Raw genomic sequence first — 17,064 nt, 5'->3', positions numbered from 1 at the left:
TCACACGCTATGCGGAGACTCGCAGCGCGAGCCAGGCCTCCCGACGTTTGGCCTGCAGCACGGGATCCGCCACGGGTGAAGCCGCGAGCAGCCGCTGGCTGTAGGCGTGCTGCGGATCCCGAGTCACCTGGTCACCGTCCCCGATCTCAACGAGGTTGCCGCGATACATCACGGCAACGCGGTGGCAAATGCTGCGCACCACCCCGAGATCGTGCGAGACAAAAAGGTAGGAGACGCCCGTGTCACGCTGCAGCTCGATGAGCAGTTCGAGCACCGTCGCCTGCGTGGTGAGATCAAGCGCACTCACCGGCTCATCACAAATGATGAGTCTGGGCTTTCGCACCAGCGCACGAGCGATCGCGATGCGCTGCCGCTGCCCACCCGAGAACTCATTGGGGTAACGGTCAATAACCGAAGCGGGTAGGCTGACCCGTTCCAGCATTTCACTGACAATGCTGCGCCCTTCGCGGTGACTCACCCCGGTCGTAGAGAGCGGCTCGGAAAGAATATCGCCGATCGTCATCATCGGGTTCAGTGAGCCATAGGGATCCTGAAACACTACCTGAATATCGGCAGCGAGATCCCGCCTCGCACGGCCAGAAAGATGCGTGATGTCGCGTCCATCAAACGTGATCTTGCCGCTCGCAACAGGCACCAGGCCCAGGATAGCCTTGCCGAGCGTCGACTTGCCCGATCCTGATTCGCCCACCAACCCAACGCACTCGCCGTCACCCACTTCGAGAGATACCTCGTGCAGCACTCGATTCGGCTTGCGCTTCGAACCGTACTCAACGACTACGTTTTCCGCCCGCAGCAGCGGTGCAAACTCACTCATGCGCGTTCCTCCTCGTGGGTCCGTGCGCCGTTCATCTGTGTGCCAGGTGCGGATGCGCTGAACGCGGCATCGATCTCGCTGCGGCTCTCAGCGCCGTCGAGTGATGCGGCAATAAGCTCGCGCGTGTAGGGGTTCTCGGCGTGCGCGAAGATCGGTCCCACGTCGTCAATCTCGACGATGGATCCGGATCGCATCACAACGACCCGGTCGCAGATGTCGGCCACCACGCCAAAGTTGTGGGTGACGATAATGAGCGACATCTGGTATTCCTGCTGCAATTCGCGCAGTAACTCGAGCACCTCCGCCTGCACCGTGACGTCGAGCGCGGTGGTGGGCTCATCTGCCACCAGCACAGACGGCTTGCCGGAGATTGCACCAGCGATCAGCACGCGCTGCGCCATTCCGCCCGAAAGCTCATGCGGGTACGACTTCATGACCCGCTGCGGATCAACGATGCCAACCTTGTCGAGCATCTCAAGCGCACGCTCACGAGCCTCTGTTCGACTCATCCCGTGCACGGCGCGCAACGGCTCGGTCATCTGGTAGCCGATGGTGTAGGAGGGATCGAGGTTCGTCATCGGCTCCTGTGGAATGTAGCCAATCTCGTGGCCGAGCAGTTCCGCCCTCTCCCTGCGCGACAGCGTGGTAACGTCCTCGCCGCCGATCCAGATCGCGTCGGCCTTGTAATACCCCGATTGTGGGAGCAGGTCGAGCATCGAGAAGACAGTCTGTGATTTACCGGATCCGGACTCCCCCACGATCCCGAGCACCTCTCCCGGGGCAACATCGAGAGTGATGCCGTGCACCACCTCGACCTCGCCGCTGTCGGTCTCGTAGCTTACGCGCAAGTTTTCCAAGCGAACCGCGGAGTCAACTGCCGCGATCGACAACGATCCGGTGGTGGAGGAGCTGGCGGGCTTCTTTGCTGCATTCTCCGCCAGGATCCTGCGCCGCTCGCGACGCGACAGAGTGACGGTCTTGACGCTGATCACATCGGCGAGAGTTGAGCCGAGTACCGCAAGCGCGGCAATCGTGATGCCGAGGGCGACTGAGGGCCATAGGAGGAGCAGCGGATCCGTGCGCATCACTTTGAAGCCTTCATTCATGGCAGCGCCCCAGCCGGGGGTGGTGCCTCCTCCGATACCGAGGAACTGAAGACCGGCTTGCATACCCATTGCCATGCCTGCGGTGAGGGCCGTTTGAATCACGATGGGAGCAAACACGACGCGGATCACGTGTCTGCTCATGATTCGCAGGTTCGAGAGTCCCGCGACTCGAGCGGCATCGATATAGGCCTCGTTGCGCACCGAGAGTACTGTCGAGCGGGTCAACCGGAAGTATCCCGGGGCCATAAACACACCGACCGTGATCATGAGCAGCGTGAAGTCGTTGCGGGTGCTTGCGGCCACGATGAGCAGGATGATCATGCCGGGAACAGCCTGCAGCGCGTCACTGATCCAGGTGCCGATGCGGTCAACAATGCCCCCGGTGTACCCGGCCACAAGCCCGGTGGGAACACCAAGCACAACGGCGGTACCGATCGCAACAAGGGCACCCCAAAGGGTAATCTGCGTACCCCAGATGAGACGGCTGAGCACATCTCGGCCTGCGGTGTCTCCCCCAAGTAGATGCTCGGGGCTCGGCAGCGCACGCGTCAGACCGAGGTCAACGGCGTTCGGATCATAGGGCGAAAGCCAGGGCGCGAATACAGCGACGAGCACGATCAGCGCGAGGGTGGTGATCGAGATGACACCGGCCGGGCGGCGCAGGAAACGTGCGAAGGTCGAACGCCTGGTCGTTCCGCGCGGATCCACGGGATCGGTGGTGACGCCTGTGATCGGCTCAGTGCCGGTGAGTGCTTCGGTCATCGGAACGGTCATTTCACACGCGCCTTCGGGTTGATCCAGCCAAGCAGGATGTCGAGCAGGAAGTTAACGATGACGACGAACACCACCGTGATCACGGTGATGCCGAGCAGCATGGGGATGTCGCCGTTCTGCGAGGATCCCTGCGTGAGCGCGCCGATACCGGGGAGCGCGAAGATTTGCTCAACCACGATGGCACCGGAAAGGAGACCCACGAACATCAGGGCGAGCACGGTGAGTGATGCCGGCGCAGCGTTGCGCAGCAGGTGGATCACAATGCGATGTCTGGGGAGGCCACGGCTGCGAAGTGTCCGCACATAGTCTTGGCGGTCGGCCTGGATGATGGCGTTTCGCAGCTGTTCAGCAATCATCACGACCGCCCCGACTGCAAGCGCAATCGCCGGGAGCGTGATCGATAACGCCCAACCGCTGAGCGACTGCCCTGGCTGCGTATAGCCCACAGCGGGGAACCATTTCAGCTGCACCGCGAAAAGCATCACGAGCACAAGCGCCACCCAGAAGCCGGGAAGCGCGAACAGCACCACAGCGCCCGCTTTCACGAGCTTGTCGATCCAGGTGTTGGGACGGAGGCCCGCGAGCACACCGAGCACGCCACCCAGCAGAGCAGACAGCAGAATTGCAATGGTTACGACAGAGAGTGTCACGGGAAGTTTCGTGGCGATCTGTTCTGACACCGGCTGGAAGTTTCGCCAGGAATCGCCGAAGTTTCCCTGCACGAGCTGCAGGATCCACTCGCCGTACTGCACGACTACAGGCCTGTCGGTTCCGATCTTCTGCGCGAGAGAAGCTTGGGCTTCTGGCGTCGCCGCGCTCCCAAGCAGCCCGAGGGTCGGATCCGGGATCGCGGCGTGGGCCAGGAAGAACGTCGCAGTCGCCACCGCGAACAACAAGATCACCCCGGAGAGAAGGCGCTTAAGCGTGAAGGTGAGCATCGAATACTCCTGGTTCGATTCGGTGACGGGGAGTGGGTCCACTTTTTAGGACCCACTCCCCAGAGGGATTAGCCTACGACGTTGATGTGCCGAAGCGTCGGGAACATCATGCCAATGACCGGTGTCACCGTGAACTCCTTCGTCGAGATGTAGGAGTTGTTCGCCTGGTACCACACCGCAAACCAGGCTTCTTCAGTCACCATCTTGTTGAGGGCCTCAATCTCGGTGTCCTGCTCGTCACCGGGAGCGGCAGTGAATACCTTCTCGGTCTGGGCCTTGATCTCAGGGAAGGCTTCAAGGCCGGTGTTGGGGTTGTACCACTGCGGCATCGCGATCTGGCGCTCAACCGTGGCAACGGCGTTGCCATCCATCGAGATCACACCGATGAACATCGGGTAGGTGGGAGCGTTGCCCATGTAGTCCATGAACTGGTATTCATCCCAGGTCACTTTGATTCCGAGCTCGCCGAACACCTGCTCAGCCGCGGCCTGGTAGGGCTGGAAGGGGCCCGCCATTGGCATCTTGAGTGAGAATCCGTCTGCGTAACCCGCTTCTGCGAGCAGCTTCTTGGCCGTCTCGATGCTGGGCTTGTAGAGTCCGTTGAGATCGGACAGGTTGCCCGTGGTGTCTGCGGGGAAGACCTGATTCGTGGCGGTGCCGTTGCTCCGCGCGATAGCCTTCAGCATTTCTGCACCATTGAAAGCAGTGTTCAACGCCTGGCGCACCTTCAGGTCACCAAGCGGTTTGCCCATCTCGGTGGTACCCGCGCGATCCGTGAACTGCAGACCAACCCAGGTGGCGAGTCCTGAGCTCACATTCCAGTCGTTGGCGGCCGCGAGGTCAATCGCGGATTGGTCGCCATAGATCACATTGAACTGGCCACCCTCCATACCGTTCAGCATTGCGGTCGGATCGCTCAGCGGCGAGATCACGAGCGGGTCAAAACGGAAGTCGTCCGCCGCCCAGTGGTCAGCCACCTTATCGAAGTGGTACTCGGCACCCGGGATCGATGCTTTGCCCAGCGTATAGGGACCGGATCCGACGGGTGCCTGAGCCAGCGAGCCGTCATCAATGGCGGCGGGAGCCATCATGTAGCTGCGTCCGAGCCCCATGAAGTAGAGGATCGTGTCGTCGCGCTCGGTGAGGTGGATGGCGATAGTGTCTGCATCGACCGCCTCGAAACTCTCCACCTTGTTGTATGCCTCCTGCGAGCGCACCCCGGCCTTCAAGTACTCCAGGCTTTTCACAGCGGCCGCGGCGTCAAACTTCTCACCGTCGGAAAACACCGCGTCAGTGCGGAGATCCATGGTGATCGTCTTGAAGTCTTCGGATACTTCCCACTTGGTCGCAAGAGCGGGCTGGGGTTCTCCGTCGCCGTCAACAACCACCAGCGGATCGTAGACCGCCGACATATAGGGCCCGTCAAAGCCAATGTCTGCGAGCGAAGGATCCCAGGAGGTGACGTCGAGGAAGTTGCCGATGTTGAGTGGCAGGTTTCCTTCAGTTTTGTTGTCACCGTCTCCGCCGGAGCCGCCCGACGAACAGGCTGTAAGGGTCAGGGCAGCCGCCGCGACTACCGCGAGGCCCTTCAGTGCATTTTTCATCATGTCTACTTCTCTCGGTCTTCGGACATGTTGCTTGGGTGAGGCTCCGTTGCTTATCCACGCACCTGCCGCTTGGAACAAGTGTGTTCCTTCGGAGAGTGTGGCGCCACTTCGGTGTGCCGTCGGTTTCATTCTACGCACGTTGACAATAAAAACAAGTCCACGTTCTGACGGAAATGTAACAACTCAGACACGAACCCACAGGTGGCGAGTAGCTTTTTCGGGTGGCACACCCGAACCCACAGAATCCTCGCCTGGACACTTGGGGCTTTGCGCATCTCGTTCAGGGCGGAGGCACAGGGGTCTCAGCGCTCAACTGAGTATTCGACGGCTTGAGCAGCATTGTTATTGCGGCTGAGCAGCACTCGATATTGCCGCGGAGCAGCACCGAGTAGTACTGGCGAGCAGCACCCCAAGAGGCTGCTACCCGCCAGCAGACTGTTATCGGCGAGCGTTACTCTCTCGCATGATTGTTTCGCCGGTTTCTACCCAGATCGTGCGGTGCACGATTCGGTCCATGATGGCGTCAGCATGGACGTCGCCACCGAGTCGTTCATGCCAGTCCTTCTTCGCGTACTGGGTACAAAACACGGTCGATGCGGTGTCGTAACGACGTTCGAATAGTTCGAGGAGCATCCCGCGCAGACTGTCACTGGGTTGGTCAAGGAGCCACTCGTCAATGGTTAACAGTTGATAGGCCGCATACTTTCGCAAGAGCTTCTCTTTCCCGCCGGGTTTATCCGCCGCTGCATGCCATGCCTCCTCAAGGTCGGGCATCCAAATGTAGAGTCCCGTACTGTTCAAGATTCGCTACCCCGGCTTCTTTGAACAACTGCTTCCGGACCGCCAACGTCTCGGAGATCACACCAAGCATCTTGTACTGCGGGACCGTGAACGACGCCGTCAGCAGCGTCGCGAGCCCCTTCCCCAGTATCATCGTGGGATTGCTGCCGCTGATCATCGCCGTCACACCGGACGCCACAATAGGCCTATTCGATTCCCACGACCTCTAAGGATCTTCGCTGAGGATACGATTAAGCTCCTCAGGGTTTCGATACCCCAAATACACTGCCATATGTCCAGCCCCGTCACGAGCGGGCACATGAAAGAACGGGGCGTTGATTTCCAGACCGGCCTCTTTCAGTGAGGCCACCAGCAACACATAGACGGCCTCCGTGTTCCGCTCGAAATCACCAACTACCACACTCCGCGCCAGATCGGTAATTTGCAAGTATGTACGGAAACGCATCCCCCCACGAACCTCGAGGGAGGTTTCGTTCACCGGCATAAAGAACTCGATATCGGTCACCTCATCGAGCGGCACATTATTGAGGCTGTACATCATGGGACCGCGCAAGGTACCCCCGCACGCGACCACATTAGAGAGGAACTCCTCAAGCCGTGCCCCAAACTCTTCATATGGGAATTTGGCGCGATACGACACCACGTTTTGAAATGCAAGACGCTCACCAAACGTCACCGCCCGGCCTGCGACGCTCATGACGTTTGCTCCGGTTCAACATACAGGTCAAGCATCACGTCTCCGAACACGTCGAGCACAACGTGGTATACCGTCGATACCGCTCGCCCCGACTCAGACACCTTTTCAAACAGCAGATCGTATGGGATCGGTTCCGCGACATCACAGTGACGGTAGAAATAGTCGGACTCCACCCGTAACTCTTTCAAAAACCCGAAGCTCTGCTCAGAATCGTCCACAATGTTAACTTCGTTACCCAACGACGTCATCACCGTAAACCGGTCACCACCTGGTAGATACGAAAACACGATCGGCCCCGACGTGTAATACCCGTTCTGCATCAGCACGCTCTTAAAATAGCTCCCCACAGCATCCATCACGTCAAGCGCAGATTCACCCTCGCTCAACGTCACCGTGTGAGACACCACATCCCGTAACTGCAATACCCTCGGCCTCACAACCACACCTTCAACCATCACACACACCTTCTCTCAAATCCGCAAACAGCAGAAAACCTATGGTCACAGAATTCTCGGCAGCACATAGTTCAGAACCTCCACCACAATGACCAACGCCGCGATAATGAGCACGATCTTCAACACCTTCCAGAGCGCAGCCGTCACCTGTGACCCAGAAAGCACGCGTTTCGGGGGTCGCTCCTCCCAATACACTCGATCGCGAGACTTTAACAGCGTGAAATAGACCAGCTCGATCACCAACGCCGGCATCACCGAAGCGGCGAGCAAAAAATACACGAGACCCAAAGTAAATACGGCGTACGTACCCTGCGTTAACAGGTTCGGGCCAATCGTTACCACCGCGAAAATCGTCCACATGCTCTTCGGGCTATACACACGCGAACTGGCCGTCAAGTTCCCTAGCGTCCGTTTCCACGAGTGCCCGTACCGCAAACGACGATGCAGCAAATTCAAGTTCACTGCAAACGAACCACACAAGAACAACAGACATAACACCGCACAGACTCCGGCGTATGCAGGATCAAAGGAGAATTCACCTTTTGGAAACATCGCCATCAACGAGAACCCCATATAGCAGCATCCGTACAACCATCCGGTGATACCGAAGAGTGTCATCAACGCGGTCGAGAACACCTGGAACCGAAACACCCACCACCGAATCAACGACAACAAGAACACGGCCAGCCCGAACACGATCATCACCAGGTGCGCACGCCACAACGGCAGAAACTCGTCAAGCCCCAAATACACGAGACTCCCAAGAGACACAAGATTTACCGCAAGCATTACCGAAGAAATGAAGGCCATGAGCGGTAGCCTCAGTAGCGAGAAGCGGCCATCGGCCAGCGACAAGAAATAGAGCTTGTTTGCCTCCCGCGGATCCTCAATCACCGGACCAACGCTCTCACTCACAATGTGCCCCGTTCGGTCTCTGGAGTCCTACCAAAACTTGATCTTCCCTTCATCCCAGCAGCTCTTCACCCAATCCTTCGCTCCCTGAACAACAGACTTGCCACCAAGGCCCGGGATCGGCGTATTGATCAGGAAATTGATGGTGAGCCCAGCAGCCGCACCAACGATCGTGCCAATCGGTGGGACCGCTGACCCAATCGCCGCCCCAGCAGCCATTGCACCAGCAGCGCTACCGAGATCGATAGTCGTGTCGATCGCAAAGTCCCTGATGTCATTACCTTGCACACCATCATGGAAATACTCGTGCGCATTACTTCCTATCGTCAACGCAGTCCCGAAGATACCCGCCCCCTTCGCGACCTTCGTAAGCTTGGTCGCATCACCCCAACCCCGAAAATCATCGACCGGGGACAAGAACCCGCTCTTCAGACCATTCAAGCTCGACTTGATCGGGCTACTCATCACTTTCGGGTCGAGCCCGTACTGATTCATCCGCCGGTAAAACTCTTGACCCAACTTCACCTGATTGGGCTTGGCAGGGTTGTATACCTCGTCGCCACCCCACTTCAGCACACCCGACTTATCCCGAGTCAATTTCCTACCGCTCAACGCCTCATACACGCTCGCCACATCACGCGCCTTGCCACCAGTCGCCAAAAGACTCACACGACCGTCGCTCCCCAACTCGTCAAGGTCGTTCAAGAACGCTGCTGTGGCCATAATGGCGCGGAACAGATTTTCAAGCTTGCCAACAAACAGGCCGCTCGTTTGTGACGAGAAATCTCTCAACGCTTGCAACATCTGCGCTGTCGCCTGGATCTGGGTATCAAAATCACCCAACTGCCGCTCATAGTCATCACACAACAACTCAAGAGTCGCAACGCTGTACGCATTGCCCTGGGCGCTGGCAAGGTACATCCTTCGCCTGGCTGAGGAGAGCTCCATTGAAGTTGCCTGGCGCAACGACTTCAACGTACCCAGCTGCGAAGTCAACTCATCCTCATCCAAACTTCCGTAGGCACTCACACCCGCGTCAGCCGACACGTACGAATCAAGATCGTCTTGAATATCATCAAGTTTTGCTTTTGCATCCACGATGCTGGGAGTCACGACATCACTATGCAAAGAGCTGATCGCACTATATGCCGCACTATATAGCCCCTGCCCACTGATCTCACTCACCAGCTCACGACTTCCCTGCTCCAAAGCGTCAAAAAGCGTACGGGCTTTCGAAAGGTTCGTTGTTAATGTGCTCTGCAGTGCGGCCGAGTCGGCAGACGTATACACAAGACCCATCAGCTCTTCTCCTGTCGTTCGGTACGTAGACGCTGTTCGTTTTCCTCAAGACGCGCACGCATTTCACGTTCCTCTTCATCTAGGAATTCGAGTCGTTGCATCGTGATCCGGCGCAACCCCGATTCCAGGTCCCTGAACCCAGCCAAACGCTTCTGAACGAAATAATCCTTCGGATCACCACCAGCGGCAGCCTCCTCGAGTTGTCGCATACCGTCGCTCATCTGCAACAGATAGTTCTCCGACTGCTCACGCTCGCGTCGCACACTCGCTAACTCGTCAGCAAGATCTTGCTGCTCACGCTGCAACGGTTGCGGACTCCGCTCACCCTCCACCATCTCAGAACCCGACATCGAGCGACCCTGCAAGACACACAGCATCATTCTGGTCACGAGTTTCAATAGCCACCGCGAGCCCAACCAAGCTCTCAGCCTGCTTCACAACCGATTTCGCAAACTCATCAATCCTCTGCTGAAACCCGGTTGCGACACTCATCCCATCTTTCATGCTCACAACGTTGCTCGAGCCAAGACTCGCACTCTGCCAGGACACGTCGATATCCACTTCCAATATCAACGCAACCGCTTGACGCGCACCCTCAACATTTGACGAAACCTTAGCCATCACTCACTCCATCCCACTCATGCTTAGCTTCTTACGAAGCACAGCAAATGGATCCAACTCAACACCTTCGCCACCGTCAACGTCTTCCACATACTCAGGAATTTCCGTTAACGCGTCCGCGAACTGCACCGCCCGCGTCATAGGCCTGCGACCGTGTTCCATCTGATCTAACAAATCCATGAGAAACGCCTCATCATTCTCATCCGTGTATCCTTCGAACACGACCTCCACAATTTCGTCCGCGAGGATCGGGAACGTTTCACGGTCAGGCGCCTCGCCATAGGGGTGCGGACCCACCAAATAGCGACCCGCCACCGAGCTGTCAAGATCAGGGCGGTAAGCTCCACGCGCCAACACGACAAATAAGCCCGATGCCTTCTCATTCTCCACCCGCACCACCGACCCCAAGCCCAGCAGCACCCCATCAAATGTCAACGCCATTACTCGACCTCCCGCTCACCTACAGATGGCACCACCACATGTGTCAGTTCCCCATCCCGGAGTGAGTGCAGCACGTCACGTCCAAATGATTCTTTACGCAATTCAAACGGCACATTCTCCACAAAACGTTGCGTACCAAAGTCCCCACCGAACAAGACTGTGTCAACATACTCACGGAGAGAAGCAACAAGACCGTAAGCGCTATTCACCTTCGCAACATGATCAAATACCACTACCTGCACCCGGTCGTTTCCAAGCGCAAGTAGCTCAGCCACCTGATCAGGAAGCAACGTCAACCTCTCAATCAGGTCAGACAACCCGGAAATCAGCAAACAGCGTCGCCCAGGCGCGCCATGCTCGACAAACCGAAGAAGTGCTTCTTTCACGGCGTCACCTTGTTCCTTCAACGCAGCTTTACCAACAAACAACGAATCCGACGACGTAAACATGCCAACGAACGCATCATGCGCGTCAATGACCACCAACTCAGACTCATCCACCGTCGACGCAACCTGCCCAGCGAAGAACGGGAACAGCAACCTCGCTTGCTTCCCAGACTCAGCAAACACACCCAACGCCCTCCCCGAAAAGACAGGGAATACCGCAACCTCCGCGCTCGCCCTGTCAAGACCATACGGCACCAACTCCCGAGGCAAAGCTGCAGGAACAAACCCCGCAAATATCTCCGTAGTCAGCTCCTGCGGCACCATCGGAATCCGAGCAGGACGCTCACCCACCCAAGCATCATCAAGCTCGGCCACCTGCGCTTCCATCGCAGCCAGGATCTCGCCACTGTTCTCACCATGCGCGGGCAGATAGAACTGGATCGCGGTCGGCACATCAATCTGGATCTGCCCCCTGCCCGGAGTGCCACTCTGCTCCAGCCGTTCTCTGCCCATGATCTGACCGAGTTCACCCTCGTCATTCAAGAACAGACAGATCTTCGTCGAGATGTTACTCAACATACTCATCCGGACGCCACCCACACGACTCGAACTCAACACCAAATACACACCAACAGCCGCACCCTCACGAAGCACCTGCAGCAACACGTTATCGATCCCGTCTTTCCGGGGATCGTTCGGAGTGAGATTGTCATACCCGTCAAGCACGTTCAACACCACAGGGAGCGCCTGCTTCGTTTTCATCCCGTACTGCTCAAGATTCGCTACCCCGGCTTCTTTGAACAACTGCTTCCGGACAGCCAACGTCTCGGAGATCACACCAAGCATCTTGTCGAGCTTCTCCCCTTCTTCCGGGGTGACGATGTCAGCAACGTTCGGCAGCCCCTTCAAAGGCAGCAGCCCATTATTACCAAAATCAAGCAGGTAGATATGCAACTGCTCAGGAGTACGAGCCTTCGAGAGGTTCATGACCATCGTCTGTAGAATCGCAGACTTCCCATACCCGGGACTCCCAAACACCACCGTATGACCGGCCTTCACAAGATCAAAGTCGTAATTCTCCTGCGCCTGCCGCGACGGAATATCCAGCATCCCCAACGGCACCGCATACCCAGCATCCACACCGGCACCCGCGCCGCGAGGCTCCGGGCTCGGGATAGCTTCCGCGAGACCCGGCAGCCACGGCTTATCAGGAAGCATCAACCCAGCATCCCCATCAAACAGCGACGCGATCGAGTCAATCACCGCTTCAAGCTGCGTCGGCAGATCACTCGTATCCTTGCCCTGCTCAACCTCTTCGTCAGGGTCATAAAACAGCTCGTACTGACCCACCTCGTTGATCTTGTAGATCCGCTCATCCACCCGCTCAGTCACAACCGCGTCAGGATCATACGGAAGACCCGCATACCCCGACTGGAACAGCTCATACACCTCGTTCTGACCGACCTTCAAATAGCCACGGCCAGGGTTCGTAATATGCGCCGCATCCGCAGTCTTCAACAACTCGTTCGAGTCCTGCTCACTCGCCATCTTGAGTGCGATCTTCGACGTCGAGTTCGCCTCAATCTGATCATTCACCACACCAGCAGGCTTCTGCGTCGCCAAAATCAGATGCACACCCAGACTCCGCCCAATACGCGCAACACCAGCGACCACGACACCGCAAATCAGCAATTCGGGATCGCAGCACGTCACACCATCACAGCCTTGCAAAGCCTGTCAAGCCTCGCCAAAAACGCCATGACATCCATGTCATTCAGTTTCACGAAAAAACGAAGCGGTACTGACACCTTCATCTTGAGGACCCAGATAGAAGCGGATCTCTTCCTTGCACCCAAACACAACAGATTTACAGCTTCTCCAGAGGTGCCCAAATAAATCAAATTGCGGCTCACTTTTGGAAAGAACGAAAGAAACCCCACCCCCGAAAGGATTAGCCACCTTGGTTCCACTGAGCAACTTGCCCGATAAAGACAAAGGCTCATTCCAATCGAGGTCTTCTTCTTTAAAACTCTTATCAGACTCACCAACTTGAAGGTTGTTTGGCCATCCAGTGATCTCAAACGTGCCATCACGCTCAATGCTGATGCGTGCAGCACCATCACCTGCAGGGTTCTCGTATACCCACTCACCAACCAGATCCACCTGCTGATTTGCATGATTTGCACACCCTGCGACCCCAAACAAGAGACCAGCAACACACAGCAGCCCAAACCATCGCCTCACCACGTTACGGTTTCCTCCCAAGTAAACGTTTCGGTGTATTTCGAGAAGGGCCCAGAGGTGCCGATCATGTTATTCAACTTTTCGTAAACCTCGTCACCCCAAAATCGAAGCATTGACCCTACTGTTGAATCATTCGTTGCTGTAAACCGCACGACCGCGGAGTTCGGGCCCGTCTGAACCACGGTCTCCGCTGTTAAATCATAAGACCCCAAGGTAACAACCACGCGGTTCGCCCCCGGCACCCATGGCATAGCAGGCCCACCTGGGCCAGCAATGGTCAACGCATCTCTCAAAAACAGCGGGTTGTCAAAGCCAGGGTCCCCAGCATCGTAACCACCAGGCTTAAGATCGCTTAGCGACCCACCAGTTCTTAGCTGCGCTCGCACTCTCTCCCGAAACTCCTCCGTGGACCCGAATTGTCGAATCTCCTGCGTGAAAGAATTCTCAGCATCGAACGCCACCTTCCGGCTCTTTGATCCCAACGCAAAAGGAACCAGGATTGCGAACATTTGGTCCTTAGTGCCAAACACCGAGTCCCACTGTTTTCCCCACCAAGGTTTCCGGGCGGCTTTGTCTTCTCTGTACTGAGCGAACATACCCTCCCAACTCGCCGTTGAGAGCTCTTGATTCGTCTTGCAATACTCGTCCATTGGCGTCAGCAAGTCTTGCAACCCAACAAACGAGGCATCAAAACCGCCAGACACATACTGGCGGCCCTTCCCCACCGCAAGGTTTCCCACATCCTTCGCGATAGAGTTCAGCTTCGCCAGCAACTCCTCGACCTGCGCAAACCCCGGGTCAGTCGCTTCATAAGCATCCCAAGTTTCCGACTGCCCCTTCACACACCCGACCATCGCCTCAAACTCAGCAACTGCTGCATCGGCTTTACCTGCAGCCGTGGCTCCGACCGTTTCGAATCCAGATACAGTCGTCGAGATGGCTCTCAACTGCGTAGCAAACCCACTCAGCGTCTCAATCCCTTTCGCCAGCTGAGTTTGATGTGTCGTGAATTCATCACGCACGAGCCAGAACCCTCCGTCACCATCGACCTGCCCATACCCAAGCCAATACATGCCCACCGCGGTCTGGAATGTCTGCAACGCCGACAACAACGCCCGCACGATCGGGGCGTGCACCTCGCGAATATATGCACGCATCGCGTCAGCACCCTCACCGGTGATATTCTCCGAACCTGCCAACGCTTCTAGTGCGCTCGTCAAGTTCTTGAGACAGTTTCTTGTGTCTTTCCAGGTTTACGCGGCCAGGGACTGGTCGCGAGTCTCGTAAGCAATGCGTGCGGCAACCGGCGGTATGCCGCCAGCGCGAGCGTGCGGGCGGCGACGGTTGTACCAGGACTCGATGTAGTCCATGATCGCTGTTCGCGCGTGAAGACACGTCCGCCAGGACCGCTGGTAAAACATCTCGGTCTTCAAATGTGAGAAGAACGACTCCGCAACGGCGTTGTCCCAGCACACCCCAACCTCTCCCATCGACTGAGTGATGCCGTTGTTCGCGCACCAGCCCTGAAACTCGCCCGAGGTGTATTGGGCACCACGATCCGAATGGAATACCACTTCCCCAGACGTGTCGACTCGGCCGTGATCGCGAGCCATGACGAGCGCGTCGATCACCAGACTGGTGCGCATATGCGTGTCGGCCCGCCACCCGATGATTTCCCCATTGAACAAGTCGATCACGGTCGCCAGATACAACCAGCCCTCATCAGTGCGCAGATACGTGAGGTCCCCACACAGCCGCTGACCTGGGACATCGGCAGTGAACTGGCGATTCCCGAACGCGTCAAGCATGTGGTTTCGAATGTGCGCGGTGCGCGCGGCAGGGTCAGCAACCGTGGTCTTCTTCCACGCCCGTACACGAACCGCTTTCAAACCCAGCTCGCGCATGATCGCTCCCACCGTGCCGGCAGCGACCGTTATGCCCTCGCCCCGCAGAATCCGCCAGATCTGGTCACGGCCGGCCTTCCCCCTCGCAGCATCGTAGACGCGTGTGACATGCCCGGTCAGCATCTCGTGGCGTTGCCGACGCGGCGACGGCAGTGACGGTTTCACCCACCGGTAGAACGATGCGCGAGACACCCGAAGCTTGGCACACATCCACGCCACAGGGTAGTTCGCCTTCTCCGCAGCGATGAACGAGAACACTTCAGTTACCGTTGCTTCGCGGCGAAGAAGGCGCTGACTTTTCCCAGGAACTCAATCTCACGCTTCAGCTCCGCGTTCTCGGCCTGCAACGCCTGGTACTTCGCCCACTCCACCGGACCACGCCCCTCGGTCTCGTCTTCGGGGTGTTCTTCACGCCACGCGCGCACCCAGTTGCCCAAGGTTCCCTCGTTAATGCCGAGATCTACAGCGCACTGCGCGATCGGGCGCTTCGAGGTGATCACCAACTCAACCGCGTCAGCCTTGAACTGAGGCGTGTACTTCTTCCGATCCATATGAAACAGTTCCTCCTAACAACTGTCTCAACAAACTGTACGGCCGCACTCAACCCGACGCCCCAGCCCTTTCAACAACCCCGGAGAAGACGCCTGCCACGAATCCGCAGAAAACTCGACCACACTCACTGCGGCACCACACAATCCGCGTCTTCTTTATCCTGCACCACAATATTCACACCAAACTTGCCAAACTCGCCCGCATCACTCTCCGCCAACGCACCATACAGGGCGATCAACTCCGACAAATCAGAGTAAATCTCAGACACCGCCTTCGCACCAGGAACGTTGAGATTATCTCCCCGCGTCCACCCGTCTTTCGTGCCCGCCACACGAGACGTCAGCTTTGAAACCGTCCGGGCCTCCTCATGAAACCCTTCCTGAATACCCCGCGTATCCGATGCCATCACCTACTCCTTCTCCACCAACTCCACAAACCCAAACATCGTCAAGCAGACCAAGTCGGTGGACAGACCAGGGCGAGAGTCTGTCCGCCCAAACTGAGCGGAGTCAGGGCATCATGTTAGGTATGGAGCCCGACTGCAAGATCCGTCACCTGCCGAGCTTCCTTGTTCGCGTCTTTGGCTAGAGTCGCTGAGTCGGGGGAACATACAGCTGCTCAGGCATCAGCACACGACCGGTCGACGTCTCCACGACACGCTTGCCGCTCTCATCAACAACAATTTGCAAGTCACTCCCCACAGGAAGATCATAGATGCCAATCAAGGCGGGTTCGATCGCGCAAGCATCGTTAAAGTCGGTGATACGCCAGTTCCCCGAGTCAGCAAGATATTCGCTACTATCCGCCGCGCTCATGATGCGCCACCCATTATCAACGGGTGCATTCGAAGGCTCACGCAACATCCAGCGCACCGGAGCAGCGCCCTCCCAGGCATTCATTGTCATCAAACACGCACCAGCCTGAGGAATGATCTCCACGTTCAACTCCTTGCTCACGAGATCACGTCAATGTCTTGCCCCGACGCCGCCGCATACGCAAGAACTTCGTCACGCATAAAACCATGCATATTTCGTGCAAGGCCCTGCCCCACGCTCATCTCACGCCGCCGATCAAGATGAGCCGTCAAATCAGGCCGAGCATGCTCAGTCACAACAGCAAACACGGCAAGCAAATACTCCTTGCTGGAAGAGGCATCCACCATAAGCATCACCAACGGGAGTCCAAATCTCGGCGAACGCAAATTGATGTCCGCCCCACCGTCCAACAACCGCGCAATCAGCGCAGCCTCACCCTCCACGTCACGATCTCGCTCACGCCCCCACAACACATGGAACACATTCACGCCATCACCACTCGTGCTCACCCAACGCGGATCCGCACCATCATCAAGCAGACGATTCGCAATCGCCAAACGCGCCTGAGGATCCTCATTCCTCATCGCCGCGGCGAGGAAGTCGTCCAAGCCGTCTGCCGCGTCAACAGGCACGTCCGCCTGATCGTACACCGCACAGAACTCCTCATATGTTCCATC

At 57.3% G+C, this 17,064-nt stretch carries 19 protein-coding genes and 1 pseudogene; all 20 read right to left on the bottom strand.

What is annotated here, in order from left to right; translation table 11 throughout:
• Positions 1–7: 7 nt before the first annotated feature.
• The gene (locus tag G7067_RS07025; protein WP_166323049.1) at positions 8–835 is read right to left on the bottom strand and encodes an ABC transporter ATP-binding protein; all 828 of its coding nucleotides are present in this window, start codon (positions 833–835) and stop codon (positions 8–10) included.
• Positions 832–2,715, bottom strand: a complete 1,884-nt coding sequence (locus G7067_RS07020) for a dipeptide/oligopeptide/nickel ABC transporter permease/ATP-binding protein (RefSeq protein WP_244300990.1) — start codon at positions 2,713–2,715, stop codon at positions 832–834. The genes G7067_RS07025 and G7067_RS07020 overlap by 4 nt, the downstream gene beginning before the upstream one ends.
• Positions 2,712–3,695, bottom strand: coding sequence for an ABC transporter permease (locus G7067_RS07015; RefSeq protein WP_244300989.1), 984 nt, complete (start codon positions 3,693–3,695; stop codon positions 2,712–2,714). Before G7067_RS07015 ends, G7067_RS07020 begins: the two co-directional genes overlap by 4 nt.
• A gap of 26 nt (positions 3,696–3,721) precedes the next feature.
• Positions 3,722–5,260, bottom strand: coding sequence for an ABC transporter substrate-binding protein (locus tag G7067_RS07010; protein ID WP_166323045.1), 1,539 nt, complete (start codon positions 5,258–5,260; stop codon positions 3,722–3,724).
• Between the two features lie 438 nt (positions 5,261–5,698).
• A pseudogene (locus G7067_RS07005) lies at positions 5,699–6,043 on the bottom strand (ATP-binding protein); the annotation flags it as partial.
• Positions 6,021–6,227 carry a hypothetical protein gene (locus G7067_RS07000; RefSeq protein WP_166321097.1) on the bottom strand — a complete coding sequence of 69 codons (207 nt, stop codon included), beginning with the start codon at positions 6,225–6,227 and terminating at the stop codon, positions 6,021–6,023. The gene G7067_RS07000 and the pseudogene G7067_RS07005, both read right to left, overlap by 23 nt.
• 39 nt (positions 6,228–6,266) lie before the next feature.
• On the bottom strand, positions 6,267–6,758 hold the full coding sequence (locus G7067_RS06995; RefSeq protein ID WP_166323043.1) for a DUF5085 family protein: 492 nt from the start codon (positions 6,756–6,758) through the stop codon (positions 6,267–6,269).
• Complete coding sequence (locus G7067_RS06990) at positions 6,755–7,213, bottom strand: hypothetical protein (RefSeq protein ID WP_166323041.1); 459 nt, start codon at positions 7,211–7,213, stop codon at positions 6,755–6,757. The genes G7067_RS06995 and G7067_RS06990 overlap by 4 nt, the downstream gene beginning before the upstream one ends.
• A gap of 45 nt (positions 7,214–7,258) precedes the next feature.
• The gene (locus tag G7067_RS06985) at positions 7,259–8,128 is read right to left on the bottom strand and encodes a hypothetical protein (protein ID WP_166323039.1); all 870 of its coding nucleotides are present in this window, start codon (positions 8,126–8,128) and stop codon (positions 7,259–7,261) included.
• Between the two features lie 27 nt (positions 8,129–8,155).
• Positions 8,156–9,424 carry a hypothetical protein gene (locus G7067_RS06980; protein WP_166323037.1) on the bottom strand — a complete coding sequence of 423 codons (1,269 nt, stop codon included), beginning with the start codon at positions 9,422–9,424 and terminating at the stop codon, positions 8,156–8,158.
• Positions 9,424–9,774 (bottom strand): hypothetical protein, encoded by a 351-nt coding sequence (locus G7067_RS06975; RefSeq protein WP_166323035.1) that lies wholly within the window; start codon positions 9,772–9,774, stop codon positions 9,424–9,426. The genes G7067_RS06980 and G7067_RS06975 overlap by 1 nt, the downstream gene beginning before the upstream one ends.
• Entirely contained in the window at positions 9,761–10,045 is a 285-nt protein-coding gene (locus G7067_RS06970; protein ID WP_166323033.1) for a hypothetical protein, read from the bottom strand. Before G7067_RS06970 ends, G7067_RS06975 begins: the two co-directional genes overlap by 14 nt.
• Before the next feature lie 3 nt (positions 10,046–10,048).
• Positions 10,049–10,486, bottom strand: coding sequence for a DUF4176 domain-containing protein (locus G7067_RS06965; RefSeq protein WP_166323031.1), 438 nt, complete (start codon positions 10,484–10,486; stop codon positions 10,049–10,051).
• Positions 10,486–12,507 (bottom strand): FtsK/SpoIIIE domain-containing protein, encoded by a 2,022-nt coding sequence (locus G7067_RS06960; protein WP_205881089.1) that lies wholly within the window; start codon positions 12,505–12,507, stop codon positions 10,486–10,488. Before G7067_RS06960 ends, G7067_RS06965 begins: the two co-directional genes overlap by 1 nt.
• Before the next feature lie 135 nt (positions 12,508–12,642).
• Positions 12,643–13,035 (bottom strand): hypothetical protein, encoded by a 393-nt coding sequence (locus G7067_RS06955; protein ID WP_166323027.1) that lies wholly within the window; start codon positions 13,033–13,035, stop codon positions 12,643–12,645.
• A 77-nt stretch (positions 13,036–13,112) separates the two neighbouring features.
• The gene (locus tag G7067_RS06950; protein ID WP_166323025.1) at positions 13,113–14,336 is read right to left on the bottom strand and encodes an LXG domain-containing protein; all 1,224 of its coding nucleotides are present in this window, start codon (positions 14,334–14,336) and stop codon (positions 13,113–13,115) included.
• A gap of 33 nt (positions 14,337–14,369) precedes the next feature.
• A protein-coding gene (locus G7067_RS06945; protein WP_166323023.1) for an IS3 family transposase occupies positions 14,370–15,571 on the bottom strand; the annotation gives its coding sequence in 2 pieces (ribosomal slippage) (positions 14,370–15,322 and positions 15,322–15,571; 1,203 coding nt in all).
• A 125-nt stretch (positions 15,572–15,696) separates the two neighbouring features.
• Positions 15,697–15,978: a hypothetical protein gene (locus G7067_RS06940; protein ID WP_166323017.1), complete on the bottom strand. Its 282-nt coding sequence runs from the start codon at positions 15,976–15,978 to the stop codon at positions 15,697–15,699.
• A gap of 178 nt (positions 15,979–16,156) precedes the next feature.
• Complete coding sequence (locus tag G7067_RS06935; protein WP_244300988.1) at positions 16,157–16,510, bottom strand: immunity protein Imm33 domain-containing protein; 354 nt, start codon at positions 16,508–16,510, stop codon at positions 16,157–16,159.
• A gap of 14 nt (positions 16,511–16,524) precedes the next feature.
• On the bottom strand, positions 16,525–17,037 hold the full coding sequence (locus G7067_RS06930) for a hypothetical protein (RefSeq protein ID WP_166323021.1): 513 nt from the start codon (positions 17,035–17,037) through the stop codon (positions 16,525–16,527).
• Positions 17,038–17,064 lie beyond the last annotated feature (27 nt).

It is taken from the genome of Leucobacter insecticola, assembly GCF_011382965.1.
GTDB lineage: Bacteria > Actinomycetota > Actinomycetes > Actinomycetales > Microbacteriaceae > Leucobacter > Leucobacter insecticola.
This window is presented reverse-complemented; position numbering and strand designations above follow the sequence as displayed.

Bases quoted from the DNA above. Each gene is read 5' to 3' on its own strand.
- G7067_RS06970 (WP_166323033.1), bottom strand. From the start codon at position 10,045: ATGGCTAAGGTTTCGTCAAATGTTGAGGGTGCGCGTCAAGCGGTTGCG.
- G7067_RS06940 (WP_166323017.1), bottom strand. From the start codon at position 15,978: ATGGCATCGGATACGCGGGGTATTCAGGAAGGGTTTCATGAGGAGGCC.
- G7067_RS06995 (WP_166323043.1), bottom strand. From the start codon at position 6,758: ATGAGCGTCGCAGGCCGGGCGGTGACGTTTGGTGAGCGTCTTGCATTT.
- G7067_RS06980 (WP_166323037.1), bottom strand. From the start codon at position 9,424: ATGGGTCTTGTGTATACGTCTGCCGACTCGGCCGCACTGCAGAGCACA.
- G7067_RS07020 (WP_244300990.1), bottom strand. From the start codon at position 2,715: ATGACCGTTCCGATGACCGAAGCACTCACCGGCACTGAGCCGATCACA.
- G7067_RS07010 (WP_166323045.1), bottom strand. From the start codon at position 5,260: ATGATGAAAAATGCACTGAAGGGCCTCGCGGTAGTCGCGGCGGCTGCC.
- G7067_RS06965 (WP_166323031.1), bottom strand. From the start codon at position 10,486: ATGGCGTTGACATTTGATGGGGTGCTGCTGGGCTTGGGGTCGGTGGTG.
- G7067_RS06990 (WP_166323041.1), bottom strand. From the start codon at position 7,213: ATGGTTGAAGGTGTGGTTGTGAGGCCGAGGGTATTGCAGTTACGGGAT.
- G7067_RS06975 (WP_166323035.1), bottom strand. From the start codon at position 9,774: ATGTCGGGTTCTGAGATGGTGGAGGGTGAGCGGAGTCCGCAACCGTTG.
- G7067_RS07025 (WP_166323049.1), bottom strand. From the start codon at position 835: ATGAGTGAGTTTGCACCGCTGCTGCGGGCGGAAAACGTAGTCGTTGAG.